Raw genomic sequence first — 21,365 nt, 5'->3', positions numbered from 1 at the left:
GTTTAGTGTGGATATATTTCAGTATTTAGAAGAGATGCAAGAGGATGTCTTTTCGTTAGCAGTAGAGCAAATAGAAGCGAAGTATTTTGAAATTTGTAGCATGTTAGCGTCTGCAGAATATGCAGAACGAATTAAAGCAATTGATTTAGAGTCATATAAGGAAAGTATTCGAGTAGGTTTGGATGCAGCTGTAGAAATGGCTACTAATGAAGAATCAAAAGCGATTTATTTTGAGTATGACCTTGATAACGAATGGGATAGTCAGTTTTATATTTGTGAGGAATATATTCCACTTGAAGAAGAGGACGATGATTGGGCATCTGAATGGACATATAATATTGAGGGGCCGGGGTCTGTAGAATTAGCAGATATGTATAATGGAAATGGCTTTGACACAAGTGAAAAAGCAGTCGGTGTAACTTTATATTTAATTGCTAAAACGCTGTGTAGTTTTATAAGTGTACGTAGTGAAGTGCAAAGTAATATACCGATTTGTATTGGTTTTCACGACCAAGATCCAATAATACGAACAGGCAGAGACTAAAAATCTCTGCCTGCTTTTTATTTCTTTTCAAAAGTAGTAATTAAAACGCTACATATAATAAGAATACCGCCAATAAAAAAGTTACTATTTAATGTCTCATTTAATAAGAGCCAGCCAAGTAATGATCCAACAATAGGTTGTAAGAAGAAAAATAAGGAACCGATGCTTGCATCTATTAATTCTAATCCTTTATTCCAAAGGAAAAAGGCACCTGCTGTTGAGACAATACCTAAGTATAATACGCCAAATATTACGTACGTATTTACTGTTCCGATAGAGGATGTTTGTAGTTCCCATATCATAAAAGGTGTAATAAAAAAGAGTGAAAAGAATATGGCATACGTTGTAATAACTAAGGATGAGAATTGGATTGAAGCGATCTTTACATAAATAGATAGTAAAGCCCACGTAATAGCGGCTCCAACTAAAATGATTGTTCCGATAAAATAGGAGCCAATTTCAATATCCCACCCGATTACGATAATAACGCCGATTGTCGCTAGTATAGTAGATAAAAGTCTACGGGCGCTTAGTTTTTCTTTCAAAATGAGCGCTGCAAATATAACCATAAATGCAGGTGTAGCTGATGTAACTAACGAGCCTGTATGAGCGTCGGATAATTTTGTTCCGATAAATTGGCATGTGATCGAAATGAAATAGCCGATAAATCCAATCCAAGCGAATAGGAGCCAATCTTTTTTGCGAATGGTTACTTTTTTCTTTTGCTTTTTCTCAGCTAGTTTCAAAATGCCATACAAAACAACAAAAGCAATGATAAAGCGTAGCCAAACGAGTGTTAGTGGTGGGATAAAATCGAGTACGTATTTGCTAACAACATACATACCACCCCATATACTTGCTGCTAGTGATAAACATATAGCTCCTAAAATTGTGTGTTTCATGTAAAGTACCTCCGTCTATTTTTAGGGTATTATGAGTTCCCTAAGACGAGGCGTAGTGTATGTGTTATATGATTGCCCGTCTTAGTTTATAGACGGCCTACAGGTTGATCGTTTTCGAATGAAGTGTTGTAGTACATGCGTGCATTCCTCCTCTTTAAGTTATAATGATATTATAACTTAATTTTCTGATTATTGGAGGGTGTTATGAAATATATCGTTATAAAATCACATGTTAGCAATTATCCTAATCCAATTCGCTTAGAAGAGGGGGATGTAGTGAAAATGATAGAGAGTTACGTTGGTCCGGAAAACTGGGAAAACTGGATGTTTTGTCACGAAGAGAAATATGACCGGACAGGATGGGTTCCGGAGCAAATTATAAAAAAAGATATGAATGGAACAGGAATTATTATAAAACAATATACTGCGAAAGAATTAAATGTGAGTATTGGAGAAAGAGTGATCGGATTAGAAGAATTGAATGGATGGGTTTGGTGCGAAGGAAGAGATGGTGAGAAAGGCTGGGTACCAAAGGAAAACTTACAAAAATATTAATAATAATATTTGATTAATAATTAGGAAACATATTTTTGCTTATGAGTATATTGGTTGTAGGATAAAAAGTAGATTAATAGAGAAAGAGGAGGAGATTATTATAACTACAACCGTTATTTCGCATTTTTACAATGAAGAGTATTTATTGCCATGGTGGCTTATGCATCATACGAAACTTTTTGATCATGGTATTTTAATTAATAAAGGTTCAACAGATCGTTCGGTTGAGATTTGTAAAAAATTCGCACCGCATTGGGAAGTGCGAGATTCTGTAAATCCAGAGTTTGATGCATATACGACAGATCATGAAGTGATGAGGATAGAACAAGAAGTACAAGGATGGAAAATGGTTTTAAATACGACTGAGTTTCTTTGCATGCAAGATAAAAATCAGTTTTGGAAATCACTAGATGAATTGGGAGGGAGGATGTATTGGCTGGACGGGCTTATTATGGTTGATGATCCTAACTACAACTATCCGGACCTTAACTTTGGAATACCTTTAATGAAACAGCGGTTTCATGGTTATTTACCAGAGGAGTGGAGACTATGGAGAAGAGGTAGATTTATTCATAATCATGAGCATGGAAGTTATACGGTTGGAAGACATTTATCTGCGCATGAATCGATGATTTATCCACCTCTTGCCTGTATATTATGGTATGGGTTTAGTCCGTGGAACGATGCGATGAGAAAGAGAAAATTACAAATTGGTCCGACTCTTTCTGAAGCTAGTAAGCATGGGGGAATGGGTACGCATCATATTGTTACGCCGGAAAGATTAGAAGAATGGTATAAGGAATTAGCGAGAGGAACGAAGGATTTACGTTTTAATGATGCATATCGTTATGTTTTTGTATAAATGATTTCCACCATAAAATTGTTTCTTCAATTCCTGTATTTAGATCGTATGTTGGTTTCCAGTTTACTTCAGTTTTTAAACGTTCTACATTAACCCCGACAAATAAAGGTTCATCTTTAGAGAAAGGGATTGCACCTAGTTTAATTAAATGTTCTTTTCTTATCTTTTTAGCAATGATAGAAGCTAACTCTTTAATTTGTACAGATTGACCAGAAGCGATATTGATGGTGCCTGTAACGCCGTGTTCTAATATTGTTACGAGAGCGTCAGCGACGTCACTCACATGGAGGAAATCTCTCGATTGTTTTCCATGTGTACATAGTGCTTCCTCGTTTTTTAATAAGGAAGTGATAATGTTAGAAACGAGCCGATTACCTTGTTCGTGAGGGCCATACATATGAAAAATGCGGCCCCAACACATGCTGAGGCCTGTTTGTTGTGCATACGTTTCTAGCCAGGAGTGCAGTGCATTTTTACATAAAGAATACGGGGTTTTATAGGAAAGGAGCGGTGAATCTTCAAATAATACGCCGTTAAACCATTCGTATTCTGCGCCAGTACCTGCAACGACAACACGCTTTCCGCCGCATGTTGTGAAGTGTTGAATCAATGAAATACTAGACTTTAGCCAATAGTAATTATTAATAGATACATAGCATGCTGGTGGCACTGCTTCCCAAGCAAGGTGAATGAGATGGCTAGGCTGAACGTCCGAAATGAATTGTTTTACTTCGTCATCGCGAAGCAAGTTTACTTTATGCCAATGGCAAGGGAGGTGAGAGGGTTTATTTTTATTATACGTGGCGTGCACTTCATATCCCTTTTGTATAAGTGAATGTACAACATATTTACCTATCCAGCCACTACCACCTGTTACAACAACTTTCTTCATGGCTCGATCACCTCAACTTCTGGAACCGTCACTAAAAATTTACCGCCCCATTCACGAATGAAAGAGCATTCTTTCATAATTTCGTCTTTCAAATTCCAAGGAAGTATGAAAATGTAATCCGGTTTTGTACGTTTAATTTCTGCTGGAGATTTTATTGGAATACGAGTTCCTGGTAAAAGGAGATTTTGTTTGTGAGGATTTTTATCTACTGTATAAGCTAGAAATTCTTTACCTATCCCGCAATAATTCAAAAGGGTGTTTCCCTTAGCTGGAGCACCGTAACCGATAATTTGTTTGTTTAAAGCTTTCGCTTCAATAAAAAACTTTAAAATATTTATTTTCAATTGTTCGATGCGTTTAGAAAAAAGGAGATAGCAATCTAAAGTATCTAACCCGTGGTCGACTTCTTTTTGAATTAATTTTGTAACATTGGAATGGATAGTTGATTGGGCACTTAGATGGTTTACAAAAATCCGTAAGGAACCACCATGCGTTGATAGTTCTTCTACATCAACAATTTGTAAATGATGATAACTTAAAACTTTTTGAAGGCTTATAAGTGAGAAGTAGGAAAAGTGCTCATGGTAGATAGTATCGAACTGTTTAAAGGATATGAGGTTTAATAAGTGTGGGAATTCAATTGTTATCGTGCCATCTTGTTTTAATAACGTTTTTAAACCGGCAACAAAATCATGCAAGTTTGGAACGTGTGCTAATACGTTATTTGCGACGATTAAATCAGCTTGTGGCAATTTTTTTGCTAAGTCATTACTGAAAAAATTCACATGAGTAGGAATTCCTTTTTTGATAGCAATTTCTGCTACGTTTTTCGCGGGTTCAATTCCCAATGTCTCGATATTTTCTTTTTTAAAGTATTGTAATAAGTACCCATCGTTACTTGCGATTTCAATCACTTTTGAATGTTTCGTTAAGTTGAAACGCTTAATCGCCATTTCTACATATTGTTTAGCGTGTAGTAGCCAACTTGAGGAGTAAGAGCTGAAGTATAAATAGTTATGAAAAATATTTTGTGGAGATTCAAATTCATCTAGCTGTACGAGTAAACAAGAGTTACAAACAAATGTGTGCAGCGGATAAAAAGGTTCCATTTTATATGAGCTTTCAGGAGCTACAAATGAATTAGCAAGAGGGGAAACGCCCAAATCTAAAAAAGTGTTGGTTAGTAATGAGTGGCAAAAACGGCATTTTTTCTGTTCCATTTTATAGCCCCCTTATAAATTTTTGAATGCATCGATTTGTTGTCGTGTGAAAGATTCTATCTTTTCACCAGATGCATATTTTTTGTACCAATCAACAGTCCAAGCGATAGCATCATCTGTTGATAACTTAGGAGTCCAGCCGAGTTTGTTTACTGCTTTTGTACTATCGAGTGTTAAAACAGGTGATTCATAAGGAGTATTTGTAGAGGAGGAAATGATTGTTAGTGGGTTATTCCATAATTTTATTACAGATTCAATGACATCATGAACGGTTCTGTTAGGTTCATTCATTGGGCCGAAATTCCACGCTTCTGCATATTTAGCATCATTCCAAAGTTTCTCAGCTAAAAGGATATAGCCATGTAGAGGATCTAAAACATGTTGCCACGGACGGACGGCATATTTGTTTCGAATACACAAAGTATGATTGTGCAAATATGCCCGAATGATATCAGGGAATAATCGATCTTCTGCCCAATCACCACCGCCGATGACGTTACCAGCTCTGACTGAGGCGAGTTTCTGGGTATTAGTGCGGAAGAATGATTTTTGATAGGATGTTGCCACTATTTCAGCGCAAGCTTTACTAGCGCTATAAGGGTCGAAACCTCCTAGTCGGTCATTTTCCACGAACGCTCGGTCGCCACTACCGTCATTCTCATAACATTTATCGCTTGTCACATTAATAATGGCACGTACGCTTTCGACGGACTTTGCTGCTTCTAGCACGTGGACAGTACCTAAAACATTCGTTTTGAATGTATCGATAGGATTTTTGTATGAAGCGGTTACGATTGGCTGAGCTGCTAAATGAAATATTATGTCAGGTTTATGTTGCTTCATGGCATGAAATAAAGAATGGTAATCTGTAATATCGCCTTTCATTGTCGTGCACTCTTTTGCTACGTTACCTTGTTCAAAAATGTTAGGAATGGATGGGGGATGAGAAGAAAAGCCTACTACTTCTGCACCTAAAGAACTTAAGAAAAGGGTGAGCCAGGAGCCTTTAAATCCAGTGTGTCCCGTAATAAATACTTTTTTCTTATTCCAAAAAGATGATGAAGCCATATTACCGAACCTTCCACGGAGCGTTATTACTTTCCCATAGCTCGACTAATTTATTTTTATCGCGCAATGTATCCATCGGATGCCAAAAACCAGAATGTTGATATGCGGCCAATTCATTTTTGTTTACTAACTGAACTAAAGTGTCTGTTTCAAAAACAGACTTATCTCCACTAATGTAATTGAAAACTTCAGGATTTAAAACAAAAAATCCACCGTTAACCCATCCGCCATCACCTAATGGTTTTTCTTGAAAAGATGTTACAGACTGTTTATCTAATATGAGAGAACCAAATCTACCAGGAGGTTGTACGGCAGTAACAGTAGCCATTTTTCCATGTTTTTTATGGAATGTAATAAGTTCTTTTATATTTACATTACTTAATCCATCACCATAAGTGAGGCAGAAAGGTTCATCTCCGACATAATTTTGAATCTTTTTCACTCGGCCACCCGTTTCGGTATTTACACCAGTATCGATTAGTGTAACTTTCCATGGTTCTACACGATGAGAATGGCTAGTAATTGTATTATCGTTTAACTGTATTGTGAAATCAGACATGTGTAAGTTGTAATTTAGAAAGAACTCTTTAATTGCATATCCTTTATAGCCTAAGCAAATAATAAACTCAGTAATCCCGTAATGACTATACAAACTCATAATGTGCCATAGAATAGGTTTTGTTCCAATTTCAATCATAGGTTTCGGTTTTAAATGTGTTTCTTCCCCAATTCTTGTACCGTACCCACCAGCAAGAATAACAGCTTTCATTTTTTCCTCCTAAAATAAAAATTTATTATTTATATAGTATTCATGTTTTATGCAAATGAAATTGTTTTTGATTAAGTGAATGAAAATGTTTGAGGTGATGACGATGCAGAAAATATTACGGTTTGAATTTTGGAAATAATTCTTGATATTCAGGGTTATGACGGAGGTCTTGTGTTAGGTTACTAAGCTCTAAAAAACGTATGTCCAGTACTTCGGGAGATTGACCGTAATGTGTTTGAAGTCCCATTTGAACACCCCTTTTTGAAAGGGTAGGTGTAATTTGTAATTTTCTTGCCTTTGATTGTTCATTCCAAGGGCTAAAATAAAATTTTAAAATAAATGAAGGATAGTCATAAATTATATATCCGTGCCGCGAATGATGTCTACCAGGTAAATATGCACCGTCTAGATGATTGTGAATAAATCTCCAAGCACATCCGAGATTTGGGTTATAAGGGAAGACACCGTGGTATCGCTGTTCTACTAAGGGGATAGAATATCTAGGCTTTGAATAATTATAATTATGATTATCTATCATTAAAATCATTCTAATCGCATACATGTTTTGGCCTAGTGTATGAAGAGATGAAAAAAATTCTTCAGTATTATTACAACAAAAGAATTCAGTAGTATTTAAAACGATTTTCCAACCTGAAACTTCTCTTTCAATTTCCATCACTTCAATATCAGTATTAGTTGGATCAAACTCAAGAAATCTTGAATTTCGTACTTCCCAATGGGGTGCTAATAGTTTACAAATCTCTACGGAACGATCTGTAGACCCTCTATTAATTAAAATGCCGTGATCGAATATTTTCGTGTGATGCATAAGCCACCATGGAAGTAGGTATTCTTCATTATAAAAATGAGAAATGATTGTCTTTTTCATATTAATTCCCTCCTATACAAGCAATCATTATTAGTAGGATATGCTTTTAAATAAGAAAGGTTAAAAGTGGCAGACAATGTAGTGATTAGGTAGTAGTTTAGTAATTTTATTGTATAAGTGTAGATTACTCGTATTGAATCATCATAGGAGGAGATTGGAATTTTGTATAAATTGTGAATAATAAACCGTCACGTTTGACTGTACAGTTTATGTGTTGTATGATGTAAGTAATATAAACAAGGGGGGAAGATCGTTGGGAAGGTGTATCGAATCGGACAGTTGGCTCTCATGGCTCACGTGTCGAAACGAACGATTGATTATTATACGAATCTAGGTATCTTAAAAGCGGAGCGATCTCAATCTAATTATCGCTATTATGACGAAACAGCATTTGAGACATTACAATTTATTGAGAAGTGCAAAGAAATGCATATGCCGCTTTGTGAGATTAAAGAGAAAATCGAGGAGAAGAAGAAGCTGCTCGGTATCAATGAACACGTTTCGAAACAAGTGAATGAAGTGACAGACCATATTCATCAATTAGAAGTGGAGCTTACTGAGTTAAAGCCGCTTTTAGATGGATTGACTGATTCACAACGTGAAAAAATATCGAAATCTTTATCTGGTCAAACGACAGCTTTAATACAGACACTTGCTCTATTATTATAGAATAAGTGAAATCCGACCTCTTTAATTTTTGTATCGGGCTATGTTTTCTAACGAACAAATAAGAAAACATTATAGTATACAGGAGGTGGACACCTTAGTTTTTTAACTAAGGGGATTCATTGGAAATATTTAATTTAGTCATGGTTGCGATTTTAATCGCATTTACTGGATTTTTCGTAGCAGCAGAGTTTGCGATTGTAAAGATACGTTCAAGTCGTATCGATCAGCTTGTTGCGGAAGGAAAACGCGGTGCTTTAGCAGCGAAAAAGGTAACAACAAATTTAGATGAATATTTATCTGCTTGTCAATTAGGTATTACAGTTACAGCTATGGGATTAGGTTGGTTAGGTGAACCGACAATCGAAAAGTTATTACACCCGTTATTTGAGAAATGGAACTTAAATCCTTCTATTTCATCAGTATTAACATTTGGTCTTGCTTTTATGATTATGACGTATTTACACGTTGTAGTAGGGGAATTAGCTCCGAAAACGATGGCAATTCAAAAGGCTGAAAGGGTAACGTTATTATTGGCAGGTCCATTAATGATGTTCTATAAAGTAATGTATCCATTTATTTGGGTATTGAACGGTTCAGCACGTGTGATAACTGGTTTATTCGGTTTAAAGCCAGCTTCAGAACATGAAGTAGCTCATACAGAAGAAGAATTACGTCTTATCCTTTCAGATAGCTATGAAAGTGGCGAAATTAATCAAGCTGAATACAAGTATGTAAATAACATTTTTGAATTTGATAATCGTATTGCAAAAGAGATTATGGTACCGCGAACAGAAATCGTTGGTTTCTACCTGGAAGATTCAGTAGAAGAACACATGAAAGTAATCCAAAATGAGCGATACACACGTTATCCGATTTTTGGAGAAGATAAAGATGATATTATCGGTATGGTCAACGTAAAAGATTTCTTTATTCGATATATGACCGAGGATCAAAAAGATTTATCATCTATTCGCTCGTATATGCGTCCGATTATTGAAGTGATGGAAACGACTCCAATTCACGATTTATTACTTCAAATGCAGAAGAAGCGAATTCCGATGGCTGTTTTATATGATGAGTACGGAGGAACAGCCGGAATTGTAACGCTTGAAGATATCTTGGAGGAAATCGTCGGCGAAATTCGTGACGAATATGATGAAGATGAAGCACCACCAATCCAACATGTAAACGAGCAACATATCATTGTTGATGGAAAAGTGCTTATCTCAGAAGTGAAAGATTTATTTGGATTACACATCGAAGAAGATGATGTGGATACAATCGGTGGATGGATTATGATGCAAAATCATGAAATCGAAGAAGGACAACACGTTGAGGCGGAAGGTTATGAATTTAAAGTGTTAGAAAAAGACGCTTACCAAATTAAACGTGTTGAAATTCGTAAGATGGAACAAGAACAAGAAGAAGAGAAAGCAGCAACTGTGTAAGTTGCTGCTTTTCTTCTAAAAGTACAAAAAATGAGAACTTAGGAGCGGATATTTTGATTCAAGAAGCCTTACGTGTATATCGATTACAATTGTATGTAATCTTTAGTGGTTTACTACTTATGTGGACGATTACTCCGTTTGGAAAACAAGTGACAGGGTTCGGTATTGGATTAGCAGTAAGCGCCTATTGTCTTTGGTTATTAGCTCGCAGAGTGGAAAAACTCGGAAAAAGTATCGTAATGAAGGAAAAGGCTCCTGGATTAGGAGTTTTAAACCGATTTGCAGCTGCTATTTTAGGAGCTATCATCATGTATGAAATTGAGCATGAAATGGAAATGTGGGCATTCGGTACAGGTATTTTAGGTGGTCACTTTTTAATGATTGCAAATTTAGCGTATGCAAATATGCAGTTAGTGAAAGAAGAAGAGAAGCAAAGGGAACATGCTTCGAAAAACATAGAGCTATGATGAAAGGGACCTAATCGGGTTCCTTTTTAGTTTAGCGATAATATACAAGTAATCAAATTAACGACAAATATAATACGCTTCTTTTTTGTGTTTTTCAATAGTATGAAAAATAATAAAAAATTTTTAAAAAACCCATCGATTTCTAAAGGTTATGTATGTTATTATGACAAAAGACTTTTTGAAAGAGGTGGATACCAATGTTACAAGCGCTACTTATTTTTGTGCTTCAAATTATTTACGTTCCAATATTAACAATTCGTACGATTTTGCTTGTAAAGAATCAAACAAGATCCGCTGCTGGTGTTGGATTGTTAGAAGGAGCTATTTACATTGTCAGTTTAGGTATTGTGTTTCAAGATTTATCAAATTGGATGAACATCGTTGCCTATGTCATTGGCTTTAGTGCGGGACTGTTATTAGGCGGTTATATAGAGAATAAATTAGCAATTGGTTATATTACGTATCAAGTTAGTTTACTAGACCGTTGTAATGAATTAGTAGATGAGTTACGTCACTCTGGATTTGGCGTTACAGTATTTGAGGGCGAAGGTATTAATTCTATACGTTATCGCTTAGATATCGTCGCAAAGCGTTCTAGAGAGAAAGAACTTTTGGAAATCATTAATGAAATTGCACCGAAAGCGTTTATGTCTTCGTATGAAATTCGCTCGTTTAAGGGTGGATATTTAACGAAGGCGATGAAGAAAAGAGCGTTAATGAAGAAGAAAGATGAACATGCATCGTAAAAAAGAGGAGTAGTGCTGCATTAAAAGCGCAGTATAAGTCTAAATGTAAAAGAGAGGAATCTATTTTGATGTAGATTCCTCTCTTTTTTTATGAAAAATATTCATCTATTAATTCAAAAAGCTAAATCGTATAATTATTTTTTTTACTCATTCTCAAATTAATGATTAGCCATATAATTTGAAAAAATACCGGTATGATAAACGCAATTAATAAAACGATAAGTGATATTGATTTAATTTCGGGTGTTTGAGTAACACCGGCCCCATCAACATCTCGTAGCCAAATAATAGCTGCCCATATTCCAAAAACGATAATCCAAAATATGTTACCAAACCACCAAGAAATCCATCGTTTTTTCATGTTAGCACCCCTTACATGTATCTACTGTTAAAAGTATATTTTCGTTCGTTACATTTATAATGAAACAACTTTAAAATTAGTTTTTAACTGTATATCTAACTTGTTTAAACGTTACCATTTCTCCATCATCATTATCATCTTTCGTTTGGAAAAGTTGAACTTTTGGTTTGTAGTCTGTCCGATGAGCGTGTTCGATATCTTTAATGTTAAGTTTGTAGGATTCACCATTCTTTAGCTTTTGTTCCAATACTTTTTTATTAGCAACATAAATAAAAGTTACTTTATTTTCATCAATGCCTTCGGTCTTAATTTCTAACTCATTATCTTTTGTTGTGATCGTTGGTGTTAATAATTCCATACTGCCTTTCCCGGTTTCTAAAGAATTCTCTGCTATAGTTGAACATCCTGATAATATGATTCCGATGAATAGAAGAATTAATTTCTTTTTCATAACATCCCCCGATTTCAATTGATTTTGGTATTGTTAGACTGCTAGTGTCCAGCGTAAATGTTTAGTTAGTACTATAATTAATTATACCATAATATGTAAAGTTAAAAAGGCTGTATATCCAATTTAAGGGAGATTGAAAAGTTTACTTATTGTTGTAAATTTGTGTATGTAAGCTTCTGTTTTATTCGAAATATAGACAGGATAAAGAAATTTTTTATAGAAATTTCAATTTTTACATCTTAAAATAATGATAAAGCGTAGATGAATTTATTCACTTCGGAGGTAGTTATTTGAACATTAACGAGAAGGAAATTGAAATGTTTGAACAAAATAAATGTGAGGAAGCAATGGAACTGTTTCATCGAGCAGTACATGAATCTAGAGGGGTACAATCTCTCAATAATCTTGCTTGGATGTACTTTTATGAGGAAGAGAATGATGAGAAAGCTCTTGAATTAATAAAAGAAGTTGTTAAGTTGAATCCTTCTTCATACTTTCCCTATAACATGTTAGGGGAAATTTATATGAAACAAAAAAAGTGGGAAGAAGCGAAAGAAGTATTACAAAAATCTATTTCAATTCAACCATCGGATGAAGCATATCATAATGTAGCTGTAGCTCATTATAACCTTGGAGAGCTGGAAAAAGCTTCGGAATTTTTTTTACGAGTTGCAGGGGATTCGGACTATATCATGTATAGCTATGTAAAATGTTTAATTGATTTAGAACGAACGACAGAAGCAAAAGAGAAGTTAGATACTTTTAACAGGGAATCTGATAATTTTTTAGGGGAAATTAATGTAGCAGATTTATATGTTGAGTTGAATTGCTATAAAGAAGCAATTGAATGGTTCGAAAAGGGATACAAAGAAGTTTGGAAAAGTCCTAACTGGATTAGTAGGTTTGTGTATGCTCTATATAAAGCTAATGATTTTTCCCGTATGAATGAAGTTATACGGGAATCTATTGAAGCGAAAACAGCAGAAATAGAAGATGTCCAGAATGAAGAAGTAGAAGAAAACTGGACAGAAAAAGATAAGAAAGAGTTAATTGAAGAATATACAGAAGAGAATCATTGTTATAAAAAAATGATAGAACGTATTAAATCTGGATATGTTCCAGGGTTAGAATTTGAAACTTATCATATAGGGGCTTGTTATTTGTTTGGTTGTAAAACACATAATCATCTTGAATATGAAGAATAAAAAATTCGACTGTCACATATGACGGTCGAATTTTTTATTATAGACTTTTTGTCTAAAGGTACTAGCTCAATTGTAATGTGTTAAAGGTGTTTCGTATCATTATATAGGTATATATCCTCTTTAGAGTCCCCTTGTTTAATATTTAAAATATGTAGTGAAATAAAACCAATAAGTCCTATTCCGCCAAAAATAAGCCATGGTGTATACATGCCGCTTAAGTTGGATGTAAAAGATGTACCGGTATAATTACCGATGATAAAACCAAATGCGAGTGATAGTTGATAAAATCCGAAGTAAGTAGCTGTATAGGATTCATTACTGTAATTTGCAATAGCGATATCAGCGTTAGGTAATACGAGTGTTTCACCAATTGTAAATAAAATTACACAAATAAATAGCCAATACGGGTGTTGAGATAGAGGAATGAGTAAAAAGGAAATACTCATTAATAAAACACCGTATTTAATAATTGAAAGTGTGTTGTATTTATGAAATAGTTTTCGAAATAACACCATAAATATGACGCCTGTTATTGCATTTATTGTAATAACGAGTGTAGCAAGCTGATTGCTATTACTAATGTTTTTCATATGAAGTGGAAGTGCGACAGTAAGCTGAGTAAACATAATATAGAAGAAGATCATGATAAATGAAAACAAAAGGAAAGGTTTGTTTTGTAAAATAGCCTGTATTCCTAATGTAATAGATGTATTTTCAGTAGTGACTTGGAAGTGATTTTTAAGTAAGTAAAAGATGAAAGCGAATAACAGCATAAGGGATCCTGTTAGAGAGAAAGCATAGATTGGATCGAGTAAGAGTAAGAACCCTCCTGCAATTGGTCCAATTATTGCACCGCAATTGAAGCTAAGGTTTAAATATGTAAATAAATTTTTTCTCATATGAGCTGGCTGTGAGCCAAATATAGCGCGAGCGGCAGGTTCGTAAAATGCAGTTCCGAAGCCAATAAGTGCAGAAGAAATAGAAATTGTATAGAAATCAGAGGATATCCCTAAAGCGATAAATCCGACTCCTCTTAAAAATAATCCGGCTATCATCATAATGATATAGCCTATTTTATCAGCAATTAATCCTGAGAATAAAGGGAGAACTCGTGATGTAATTGTCATAACCGTCAACACTGTTCCTACTTGAACAGCTGAAAAATGGAGAAAGTTTAATAGATAAATAGCTAAAAATGCGTATACCGCAAAATACCCAAAAGACATAAAAAATGAAGAAATAAGCATGAAACGTATCGGTATTGAGAAACTTTTCATAGAACTCCTCCTAATATTGTAACCAGTAAAATATTTTGATGGTTAACAGTTTTATATTATAATTATACATAAAGTCAGAAAAAAGTAAATTTTAAGAAGAAGGTGGATGGAATTGAATCAAAATGCACCAAATGAACTAGAATATATTCGAGAATTTTTAAATAAATGGAAAATACCAAATGATACGAGAGAAGCAGTTGATTTGTTGCAGACCGAAGATGATATAAAGCAATTTATGAATAAATATTTTCATGAAGAGCTTCCATTTTATACGATAGAGGAACTAAAAAGTTTTCGAGAAGATATTCGGGTGGCAATTGAAGGCGGAGAATCATTGCAAAAGTGGTTAGAGAAATACCCATTTCATGTACATATAAAGGATGATATGAAAGGTATTACATATGAACCAGTATATGAAGAGAATGTGTATACAAAAGTGTTAAGTATTGTGTTAATGTCAATTCAAGAAAATGTGTGGGGAAGGTTAAAAGCATGTCCAGATTGTCGCTGGGTATTTTATGATCATTCGCGAAATGGAAGTAAAAGATGGTGCGGTATGTATGCTGGAGAAGAAGGAGGAAGAGCGTGCGGTACGATTGCAAAAGTGAAAAACTACCGGGCGAAGAGAAAAGGGCGATCTGGTTATGGTATGTAAGTAATATTAGAGAAAGAAAAATGGATGGGGGGAATGATATGAAAGGTACACAAATGCTAGCTATAAATAAAAAGTGTTGGGATACAGTTGCACCTTATTATCTTTCAAGTTGATTGTTTACCTAAATATGCCCAATATACAGCGTCTGAAGATGAGATTCAATCAGAAATAAAAAAGTTCTTGATATTGGGGCTTGATCTTTCAAGTGCACAAATTGAAATAGCGAATGAAACGTTAAAGAGTTGGGATCCAAAGTTAGTATGGGGAGAAATGGAAGAGGAATTGAATATTCCGAAAGGGTATTTTGATATTGTATATTCTATTTATGCATTAAATTGGACTTCGGATTTAAGAAAAACGTTGGAACTGATTTATTCGTATGTAAAGCCAGGAGGAAGTTTTATTTTTAGTTGGGAGCACCCAGTATATTCAAATTTACAGTATGGTACAGAGGAAGTTGCTATAAAGTCTTCTTATCATGAGGAAACGTCCATTACGTTTGAAACATTTAAAGGAGAAAATGTACAAGCGAAATTATATAAGAGAAAAATAAGTACATATATAAATGAGTTAAATAGAGCAGGCTTTACAATTGAGAGAATAGAAGAACCTGAACCGTATAGCACGTTTGATGAAGAACTAGCGATGCATTCTACGAAGTATTATTCTTTATATAAAGCTAGAATGGTGCCGACTACTTTTATTATTAAAGTTAGAAAGTAAAGTGTTTTTTATAAAAGAAGCCTATCATTTCAAATAGATGAAATGATAGGCTTCTTTATTTTTAAAAAAATAAGGTCAGAGATGTACTTTTCTTATAAAAATGCATTTCATATAAAAAGTGTAATTATTTTTGGGGAGGGGGATTGTTGTGCGTCATCATAGAAAGTGCAAAAAATTTGGAGTGGCACTGCCTCTTCCGCTTATAGGAGCAACGGGTCCGACGGGTAATAGTGGTCCAACTGGTCCAACTGGAGGGCATGAAGGTCCGGTTGGACCCCCGGGAATTACTGGGCCTACAGGAGCAACTGGTCCACAAGGCCCTCAAGGTATCAGGGGAATACAAGGTCCACGAGGGACAACAGGAGCTCAAGGGATACAAGGTCCCGTTGGTGATACTGGAGAGCAAGGAATTACAGGTCCGGTCGGCTTACAAGGTCCTCAAGGATTAATTGGAGAGCAAGGTCCTGTTGGCGATATTGGATTACAAGGTATGCAAGGAATACAAGGAATTACAGGCCCTGCTGGTAGTCAAGGTATACAGGGCGCCCAAGGAATACAAGGAGAAATAGGTGAGCGAGGGGAAACGGGTGCACAAGGAATGCAGGGAGAAATAGGTGTAACCGGAATATCAGGTGTAACGGGCCCTCAAGGTCCTCAAGGGGCGCAAGGAATACAAGGGGAGGACGGAACTACAGGTATACAAGGAGAAGAAGGTCCACAAGGAATACGAGGAATTACTGGAGAGCAAGGGCACCAAGGTGATCAAGGGATACAAGGTGTAACTGGCCCGCCTGGTTCTACTGGAATACAAGGACCTCAAGGTATAAGTGGAATAAGGGGGATAACAGGTGTAATAGGTCCTCAAGGTCCACAAGGAATACAAGGGATACAAGGGGTAAGGGGATCCACAGGTTTTCAAGGACCAAAAGGAATACGAGGAATAACAGGAGCAACTGGGTCTACTGGTACACAAGGTGCAGAAGGTCCACCTGGAGGACCAACAGGAATAACCGGTCCGATTGGTCCATCTAGTGGAGTGACTGGTCCATCAGGCCCGCCTGGTCCACCTGGAGGGCCAACAGGTCCAACCGGTGAATCTGGTATCACAGGTGTAACTGGTCCTAAAGGTCCCCAAGGAGCGCAAGGGTTACAAGGAATAACGGGTCCCACTGGTGCTCAAGGTGCAAGGGGAGCACAAGGTTCTCAAGGGGTAATTGGTGTAGCTGGCGTACAAGGTGCACAAGGAATACAAGGAGCTCAAGGAATAACAGGAGCAACCGGTGTAGAAGGCCCAATAGGCATACAAGGTCCACAGGGAGAAATCGGTCCAACCGGTGCAGAAGGTCCTAGAGGTGTGCAAGGAATACAAGGAGTAACAGGTCCAACAGGAGCGCAAGGAATACAAGGGTTACAAGGGATAATAGGTCCTACAGGCACAACAGGAGCGGCGGGAGCCCAAGGTCCACAAGGAATACGAGGAGAAACAGGAGATGCTGGTCCACAAGGTGCACAAGGAATACAAGGAGTTCAAGGAATAACAGGAGCAGCTGGAGTTCAAGGTATACAAGGACCTCAAGGAATACAAGGAGAAAATGGATTGACGGGTCCGCAAGGTGCTCAAGGAATACAAGGAGTTCAAGGAATAACAGGTCCGACAGGTGCAATTGGTTTACAAGGGCCTCAAGGAATACAAGGTATAGTAGGTCCAACAGGAGCGCAAGGCTCTCAAGGAATACAAGGAATACAAGGAATCATCGGTCCTACAGGTGCTCAAGGAATTAGAGGGCCTCAAGGGAATTTAGGAGAAAACGGGATAACAGGTTCACAAGGAGTGCAAGGGGCGCAAGGTATTGAGGGACCCGAAGGACCACAAGGAAATGTTGGGATTACGGGCGTAACAGGAGAAACAGGAGCGACAGGAGCCACAGGAGCGACCGGTGCACAAGGAATACAAGGCGTTCAAGGTATTCAAGGAATACAAGGAAGTACAGGAATGATAGGACCTACCGGTGCAACGGGAGTAACCGGAATACAAGGTGTGCAAGGTATTCAAGGAATACAAGGCCCAACTGGAGCGAGGGGAATAACAGGGGTTAACGGTAGTGTAGGTCCAGCTGGAGTCCAAGGTAGTCAAGGGCCGATTGGAGCTGTGGGACCTACTGGAGCAACGGGTAGTCAAGGGCCTATAGGTTTTTTAGGAATTGTAGGTGCAACAGGAGCGACTGGTTTACCTAGCGGTGGCGGTTATTTCTTTTCTACTTCAACGAGTGCAATTGCAGCGAATGCGTTAGTACCAATTAATTCAGGAGCTACCACTTTTGGTTCTGGTGTCAGTTTAACAAATGCAACAACTGTAACGTTAAGTACGCCGGGAATATATTTAGTCAGCTATTATTTTCAAGGTGATCCAAATGGGGGGAATGAAACGATTTCTGTGAGTCTTACTTTAAATGGAACGCAAGTGGCAGGGAGTTTTATTTTTTATGTTACAGGAGGTACTTTTGTATTAGAACCAGCGGTTTCGAATACGATGGTCATTAATGTTGCTTCTTCCAATGCTACTTTATCTTTGCAAAATGGTCCATTAGCTATTGGGCATGTAACGACATTATCTGGAGTGATAACAGCTAGTTTAAATGTATTAAAAATAGTTTGACACGTTAGTTATAACGGGGGGAGATGCTTGTGAGGGATCAAGATAAGTGTAGTAAGTTTCAAGCACCTATTCCTTTTCCAGCGTCAGGTATTACGGGGGCGACTGGTCCAACAGGTCCGACAGGTTCTGTAGGTGGACCGACTGGCCCGCAAGGAATACAAGGCGTACAAGGTCCAATAGGTCCAATAGGTCCAACAGGAATTCAAGGAGTACAAGGGGTACAGGGAGAGATTGGCCCAACCGGTCCAACTGGTTTAACAGGACCACAAGGTGCTCAAGGTAGTCAAGGTCCGATGGGGGAACAAGGTCCACAGGGAATTCAAGGTGTTCAAGGTATTCAAGGCGAAAGGGGGCCGACTGGTCCAACAGGTATTCAAGGGATACAAGGAATACCTGGACCAATGGGAGAAACAGGTCCAACTGGAATACAAGGTATACAAGGAGTGCAAGGAGAAATTGGTCTAACCGGCCCAATCGGAATACAAGGTATACAAGGAGTGCAAGGTGAAATCGGTCCGACCGGTCCAACTGGAAATACGGGTATACAAGGTGTTCAAGGAAATTTAGGAAGTAGTGGTTTACAAGGTGTAACAGGTATACAAGGTATTCAAGGTCCGATGGGTCCGACCGGTCCAACAGGTTCACAAGGAATACAAGGAGAACAAGGGCCAATGGGATCAACAGGTGCAACTGGTGTTCAAGGTTTACAAGGTCCACAAGGTGAGATGGGGGTAACTGGTCCAACAGGCTCTCAAGGAATTCAAGGAGTGCAAGGTGTAATAGGGCCAACAGGTGCAACTGGCTTGCAAGGGGATCCGGGTCCAACCGGCTCGACCGGTCCAACAGGGGTAACTGGACCAACTGGATCTGCAACGGGTCCAACCGGAGCAACGGGCCCAACAGGTCCGCCAGGAGGTCCAACCGGTCCAACGGGTCCAGCAGGATCACCGGGAGGTCCAACAGGTCTAACTGGAGCAACCGGAGCAACCGGGGCGACCGGAGCAACAGGAGCGACTGGAATTCAAGGAGTGCAAGGAATACAGGGACCGACAGGTGCAACCGGTTTAACAGGTTTGCAAGGAGTACAGGGACCGATGGGGGTAACCGGTCCAACGGGTGATCAAGGTATTCAAGGTCCACAAGGAGTAATGGGATCAACCGGTCCAACTGGTTTACAAGGTCTACAAGGAGTACAGGGACCGATAGGAGCAACAGGGCAGGCAGGTCAACAAGGAGTGCAAGGGGCACAAGGTCCAATTGGGCAGGCAGGCCCGCAAGGAATACAAGGAATACAAGGTGAGCAAGGAGTAATGGGAGCAACTGGACCAACAGGCTTACAAGGTCTGCAAGGAATCCAAGGTCCACTCGGTCCAACCGGTCCTCAAGGTTTACAAGGAGTGCAAGGGATAAGTGGTATAACAGGTCCAACTGGTCCTCAAGGAATCCAAGGAATTCAAGGTCCACAAGGAGATATAGGTCCAACGGGAGCGACTGGAATACAAGGAGTGCAAGGACCAGAGGGTCCAACCGGTCCAACTGGTGCAACAGGCCCGCAAGGGATTCAGGGAATACAAGGGATACAAGGTCCAACCGGTCCACAGGGAATTCAAGGTCTGCAAGGAATTCAAGGTCCGATTGGTCCAACAGGCCCGACTGGACCTCAAGGCATACAAGGTATAACTGGCTCGACGGGTCCAACCGGTGCAACTGGAGCAACAGGTCCGACGGGAGTAACGGGCCCTCAAGGTCCTCAAGGAATTCAAGGTCCACAAGGAGTAACAGGCCCAACAGGAGCGACCGGCTCTACGGGAGTAACAGGTCCACAAGGAATCCAAGGAATTCAAGGTTCGCAAGGGATAACGGGTCCAACGGGAGCAACCGGAGTGACTGGAATAACAGGCCCACAAGGAATCCAAGGAATTCAAGGCCCACAAGGTGTGACGGGAGCAACCGGCGCAACAGGAGCGACAGGAGCGACTGGTGCAACAGGACCGACAGGAATCCAAGGAATCCAAGGAATAACAGGAGCAACAGGGGGAACGGGAGTAACAGGCCCAACAGGTGCTACGGGCCCAACCGGCTTAACCGGTGCAACTGGATCGTCTGCCATTTCAACAGGTGGCGGCTATTTCTTCTCTACCTCAACAAGTACAATTGCAGCAAATGCCAACATCCCAATTAATTCTGGATCCACTGTATATGGAACTGGTGTATCTTTAACTAGTGCTACAACTGTCACAGTATCCACACCAGGAATATATTTAGTAAGCTACTATTTCCAAGGGGACGCGACTGGTGGGAATGAGACAGTATCTGTTAGGGTGCTATTAAATGGAACGCAACTAACAGGGAGTTTTATACAAAACGTAACGACATCAACTGTAGTAATCGAACCAGCCATTTCAAATACACTTCTTGTGAATGTGACGAGTGCCAATTCAACATTAATATTACAAAATGGCCCGTTAGGTGTAGGGCATGTGACTACTATAGCAGGTGCCATTACAGCAAGCTTAAATGTAGTGAGAATTTTATAAAGAATATAAAAAACACAAGGAATGCCTTTGTAAGACACACCTTGTGTTTTTTAATATTAAATAAACATTTACTTTATCTTTTCGGTTGAAAAATATGCTGAAAGAAGTATTTGTGATGTAAGTTATCTACAACTTTATTTGCTTGATATGTGCGTTGTTTTTCAATTCGGAGTCTTTGCTCCATCATTTTTATTGCGTGATCAGATAAACGTAACATAATACATTCTCCTTTTCTATAAATATAGGTGACTATTTGATATCGATCCCATATTTATAATTAAGGAGGCAAAATGTGTAACATAGGCAAAAAGCACCTTCCTCTCCCATTACGCTTACGAGGTTAGCTGTCGGACTCGGGAAGTGAGAGTTCCCTACTTAAAAAAGATTCGCCCCAAGTAGCATAGCTACAAAAATGGTTCCCCCGCTCCAAAATTTGGACTCAGCAAAAGGTTTTATAAAGTAAAAAATA

The 21,365-nt window shown here is 38.2% G+C and carries 21 protein-coding genes, 2 pseudogenes and 1 riboswitch; of the genes and pseudogenes, 13 read left to right on the top strand and 10 right to left on the bottom strand.

The window, feature by feature from the left end; translation table 11 throughout:
• The first annotated feature begins 7 nt into the window (after positions 1 to 7).
• On the top strand, positions 8 to 544 hold the full coding sequence (locus MHB52_RS17165) for a hypothetical protein (RefSeq protein ID WP_061663329.1): 537 nt from the start codon (positions 8 to 10) through the stop codon (positions 542 to 544).
• A gap of 17 nt (positions 545 to 561) precedes the next feature.
• Here the strand turns inward: MHB52_RS17165 and MHB52_RS17160 are convergent, their stop codons facing one another.
• The gene (locus MHB52_RS17160; protein ID WP_000683261.1) at positions 562 to 1,446 is read right to left on the bottom strand and encodes a DMT family transporter; all 885 of its coding nucleotides are present in this window, start codon (positions 1,444 to 1,446) and stop codon (positions 562 to 564) included.
• A 204-nt stretch (positions 1,447 to 1,650) separates the two neighbouring features.
• Here MHB52_RS17160 and MHB52_RS17155 point away from each other — a divergent pair, with 204 nt between their 5' ends.
• Together MHB52_RS17155 and MHB52_RS17150 are read left to right on the top strand one after the other, a co-directional pair.
• On the top strand, positions 1,651 to 2,001 hold the full coding sequence (locus MHB52_RS17155; RefSeq protein ID WP_000875291.1) for an SH3 domain-containing protein: 351 nt from the start codon (positions 1,651 to 1,653) through the stop codon (positions 1,999 to 2,001).
• A 61-nt stretch (positions 2,002 to 2,062) separates the two neighbouring features.
• Positions 2,063 to 2,863 (top strand): glycosyltransferase family 2 protein, encoded by an 801-nt coding sequence (locus MHB52_RS17150; RefSeq protein WP_080119276.1) that lies wholly within the window; start codon positions 2,063 to 2,065, stop codon positions 2,861 to 2,863.
• Here MHB52_RS17150 and MHB52_RS17145 read toward each other — a convergent pair.
• The 5 genes from MHB52_RS17145 to MHB52_RS17125 all read right to left on the bottom strand — a co-directional run bounded on the left by MHB52_RS17145 (position 2,832) and on the right by MHB52_RS17125 (position 7,701).
• Entirely contained in the window at positions 2,832 to 3,755 is a 924-nt protein-coding gene (locus tag MHB52_RS17145; RefSeq protein ID WP_000758367.1) for an NAD-dependent epimerase/dehydratase family protein, read from the bottom strand. The genes MHB52_RS17150 and MHB52_RS17145 overlap by 32 nt on opposite strands.
• Positions 3,752 to 4,975 (bottom strand): class I SAM-dependent methyltransferase, encoded by a 1,224-nt coding sequence (locus MHB52_RS17140; RefSeq protein ID WP_016118330.1) that lies wholly within the window; start codon positions 4,973 to 4,975, stop codon positions 3,752 to 3,754. Before MHB52_RS17140 ends, MHB52_RS17145 begins: the two co-directional genes overlap by 4 nt.
• A 12-nt stretch (positions 4,976 to 4,987) precedes the next feature.
• Positions 4,988 to 6,043: a CDP-glucose 4,6-dehydratase gene (gene rfbG, locus MHB52_RS17135; RefSeq protein WP_000168657.1), complete on the bottom strand. Its 1,056-nt coding sequence runs from the start codon at positions 6,041 to 6,043 to the stop codon at positions 4,988 to 4,990.
• A 1-nt stretch (position 6,044) separates the two neighbouring features.
• On the bottom strand, positions 6,045 to 6,812 hold the full coding sequence (gene rfbF, locus MHB52_RS17130) for a glucose-1-phosphate cytidylyltransferase (RefSeq protein WP_016118329.1): 768 nt from the start codon (positions 6,810 to 6,812) through the stop codon (positions 6,045 to 6,047).
• Positions 6,813 to 6,927: 115 nt separating this feature from the next.
• A complete protein-coding gene (locus tag MHB52_RS17125) occupies positions 6,928 to 7,701 on the bottom strand; it encodes a glycosyltransferase family 2 protein (RefSeq protein WP_000750973.1) in 774 nt (257 codons plus the stop codon).
• A 261-nt stretch (positions 7,702 to 7,962) separates the two neighbouring features.
• On the opposite strand from MHB52_RS17125, the gene MHB52_RS17120 reads away from it, so the two are divergent.
• The 4 genes from MHB52_RS17120 (at position 7,963) to MHB52_RS17105 (ending at position 11,031) form a co-directional block, all read left to right on the top strand.
• Positions 7,963 to 8,370 (top strand): MerR family transcriptional regulator, encoded by a 408-nt coding sequence (locus tag MHB52_RS17120; RefSeq protein WP_000285635.1) that lies wholly within the window; start codon positions 7,963 to 7,965, stop codon positions 8,368 to 8,370.
• A 119-nt stretch (positions 8,371 to 8,489) separates the two neighbouring features.
• Positions 8,490 to 9,818: a hemolysin family protein gene (locus MHB52_RS17115; protein ID WP_000402258.1), complete on the top strand. Its 1,329-nt coding sequence runs from the start codon at positions 8,490 to 8,492 to the stop codon at positions 9,816 to 9,818.
• 53 nt (positions 9,819 to 9,871) lie between these two features.
• Positions 9,872 to 10,285 carry an ATP synthase subunit I gene (locus MHB52_RS17110; RefSeq protein WP_000613876.1) on the top strand — a complete coding sequence of 138 codons (414 nt, stop codon included), beginning with the start codon at positions 9,872 to 9,874 and terminating at the stop codon, positions 10,283 to 10,285.
• Positions 10,286 to 10,482: 197 nt separating this feature from the next.
• Complete coding sequence (locus tag MHB52_RS17105; protein ID WP_000938438.1) at positions 10,483 to 11,031, top strand: DUF2179 domain-containing protein; 549 nt, start codon at positions 10,483 to 10,485, stop codon at positions 11,029 to 11,031.
• Between the two features lie 121 nt (positions 11,032 to 11,152).
• Here the strand turns inward: MHB52_RS17105 and MHB52_RS17100 are convergent, their stop codons facing one another.
• Both MHB52_RS17100 and MHB52_RS17095 read right to left on the bottom strand, forming a co-directional pair.
• Positions 11,153 to 11,392: a DUF3923 family protein gene (locus MHB52_RS17100; RefSeq protein WP_000747669.1), complete on the bottom strand. Its 240-nt coding sequence runs from the start codon at positions 11,390 to 11,392 to the stop codon at positions 11,153 to 11,155.
• Between the two features lie 76 nt (positions 11,393 to 11,468).
• The gene (locus tag MHB52_RS17095) at positions 11,469 to 11,843 is read right to left on the bottom strand and encodes a hypothetical protein (protein WP_000727843.1); all 375 of its coding nucleotides are present in this window, start codon (positions 11,841 to 11,843) and stop codon (positions 11,469 to 11,471) included.
• Positions 11,844 to 12,133: 290 nt separating this feature from the next.
• Between MHB52_RS17095 and MHB52_RS17090 the strand changes: the two genes are divergently transcribed.
• Positions 12,134 to 13,048 carry a tetratricopeptide repeat protein gene (locus MHB52_RS17090; RefSeq protein ID WP_061663330.1) on the top strand — a complete coding sequence of 305 codons (915 nt, stop codon included), beginning with the start codon at positions 12,134 to 12,136 and terminating at the stop codon, positions 13,046 to 13,048.
• Between the two features lie 80 nt (positions 13,049 to 13,128).
• On the opposite strand, the gene MHB52_RS17085 is transcribed toward MHB52_RS17090, so the two are convergent.
• A complete protein-coding gene (locus MHB52_RS17085; protein WP_000834825.1) occupies positions 13,129 to 14,325 on the bottom strand; it encodes an MDR family MFS transporter in 1,197 nt (398 codons plus the stop codon).
• Between the two features lie 112 nt (positions 14,326 to 14,437).
• Here MHB52_RS17085 and MHB52_RS17080 point away from each other — a divergent pair, with 112 nt between their 5' ends.
• From MHB52_RS17080 to MHB52_RS17065, 5 genes and pseudogenes are all read left to right on the top strand, one after another.
• Positions 14,438 to 14,980 carry a CGNR zinc finger domain-containing protein gene (locus MHB52_RS17080; RefSeq protein ID WP_001072924.1) on the top strand — a complete coding sequence of 181 codons (543 nt, stop codon included), beginning with the start codon at positions 14,438 to 14,440 and terminating at the stop codon, positions 14,978 to 14,980.
• A gap of 38 nt (positions 14,981 to 15,018) precedes the next feature.
• Positions 15,019 to 15,136, top strand: a pseudogene (locus MHB52_RS36820) (class I SAM-dependent methyltransferase); the annotation flags it as partial.
• A gap of 30 nt (positions 15,137 to 15,166) precedes the next feature.
• Positions 15,167 to 15,703: pseudogene (locus tag MHB52_RS17075) on the top strand (class I SAM-dependent methyltransferase); the annotation flags it as partial.
• Positions 15,704 to 15,851: 148 nt separating this feature from the next.
• Entirely contained in the window at positions 15,852 to 18,359 is a 2,508-nt protein-coding gene (locus tag MHB52_RS17070; protein WP_061663332.1) for a collagen-like protein, read from the top strand.
• Positions 18,360 to 18,382: 23 nt separating this feature from the next.
• Positions 18,383 to 20,896 (top strand): BC_3345 family exosporium-associated protein, encoded by a 2,514-nt coding sequence (locus MHB52_RS17065; RefSeq protein WP_061663333.1) that lies wholly within the window; start codon positions 18,383 to 18,385, stop codon positions 20,894 to 20,896.
• Between the two features lie 73 nt (positions 20,897 to 20,969).
• Here MHB52_RS17065 and MHB52_RS17060 read toward each other — a convergent pair whose 3' ends face one another.
• Positions 20,970 to 21,113, bottom strand: a complete 144-nt coding sequence (locus tag MHB52_RS17060) for a hypothetical protein (protein WP_000945243.1) — start codon at positions 21,111 to 21,113, stop codon at positions 20,970 to 20,972.
• Between the two features lie 96 nt (positions 21,114 to 21,209).
• Positions 21,210 to 21,351, bottom strand: a riboswitch (cyclic di-AMP (ydaO/yuaA leader).
• Between the last annotated feature and the right edge of the window lie 14 nt (positions 21,352 to 21,365).

Origin of the sequence: Bacillus sp. FSL K6-0073 (genome assembly GCF_038006085.1) — a bacterium.
In the GTDB taxonomy this organism is placed as follows: domain Bacteria; phylum Bacillota; class Bacilli; order Bacillales; family Bacillaceae_G; genus Bacillus_A; species Bacillus_A cereus.
This window is presented reverse-complemented; position numbering and strand designations above follow the sequence as displayed.

What these genes read in the sequence shown, in the direction of transcription:
- MHB52_RS17160 (WP_000683261.1), bottom strand. Translation starts at nt 1,446, where the DNA reads ATGAAACACACAATTTTAGGAGCTATATGTTTATCACTAGCAGCAAGT.
- MHB52_RS17155 (WP_000875291.1), top strand. Translation starts at nt 1,651, where the DNA reads ATGAAATATATCGTTATAAAATCACATGTTAGCAATTATCCTAATCCA.
- MHB52_RS17145 (WP_000758367.1), bottom strand. Translation starts at nt 3,755, where the DNA reads ATGAAGAAAGTTGTTGTAACAGGTGGTAGTGGCTGGATAGGTAAATAT.
- MHB52_RS17140 (WP_016118330.1), bottom strand. Translation starts at nt 4,975, where the DNA reads ATGGAACAGAAAAAATGCCGTTTTTGCCACTCATTACTAACCAACACT.
- rfbG (WP_000168657.1), bottom strand. Translation starts at nt 6,043, where the DNA reads ATGGCTTCATCATCTTTTTGGAATAAGAAAAAAGTATTTATTACGGGA.
- rfbF (WP_016118329.1), bottom strand. Translation starts at nt 6,812, where the DNA reads ATGAAAGCTGTTATTCTTGCTGGTGGGTACGGTACAAGAATTGGGGAA.
- MHB52_RS17125 (WP_000750973.1), bottom strand. Translation starts at nt 7,701, where the DNA reads ATGAAAAAGACAATCATTTCTCATTTTTATAATGAAGAATACCTACTT.
- MHB52_RS17105 (WP_000938438.1), top strand. Translation starts at nt 10,483, where the DNA reads ATGTTACAAGCGCTACTTATTTTTGTGCTTCAAATTATTTACGTTCCA.
- MHB52_RS17100 (WP_000747669.1), bottom strand. Translation starts at nt 11,392, where the DNA reads ATGAAAAAACGATGGATTTCTTGGTGGTTTGGTAACATATTTTGGATT.
- MHB52_RS17095 (WP_000727843.1), bottom strand. Translation starts at nt 11,843, where the DNA reads ATGAAAAAGAAATTAATTCTTCTATTCATCGGAATCATATTATCAGGA.
- MHB52_RS17085 (WP_000834825.1), bottom strand. Translation starts at nt 14,325, where the DNA reads ATGAAAAGTTTCTCAATACCGATACGTTTCATGCTTATTTCTTCATTT.
- MHB52_RS17065 (WP_061663333.1), top strand. Translation starts at nt 18,383, where the DNA reads ATGCTTGTGAGGGATCAAGATAAGTGTAGTAAGTTTCAAGCACCTATT.
- MHB52_RS17060 (WP_000945243.1), bottom strand. Translation starts at nt 21,113, where the DNA reads ATGTTACGTTTATCTGATCACGCAATAAAAATGATGGAGCAAAGACTC.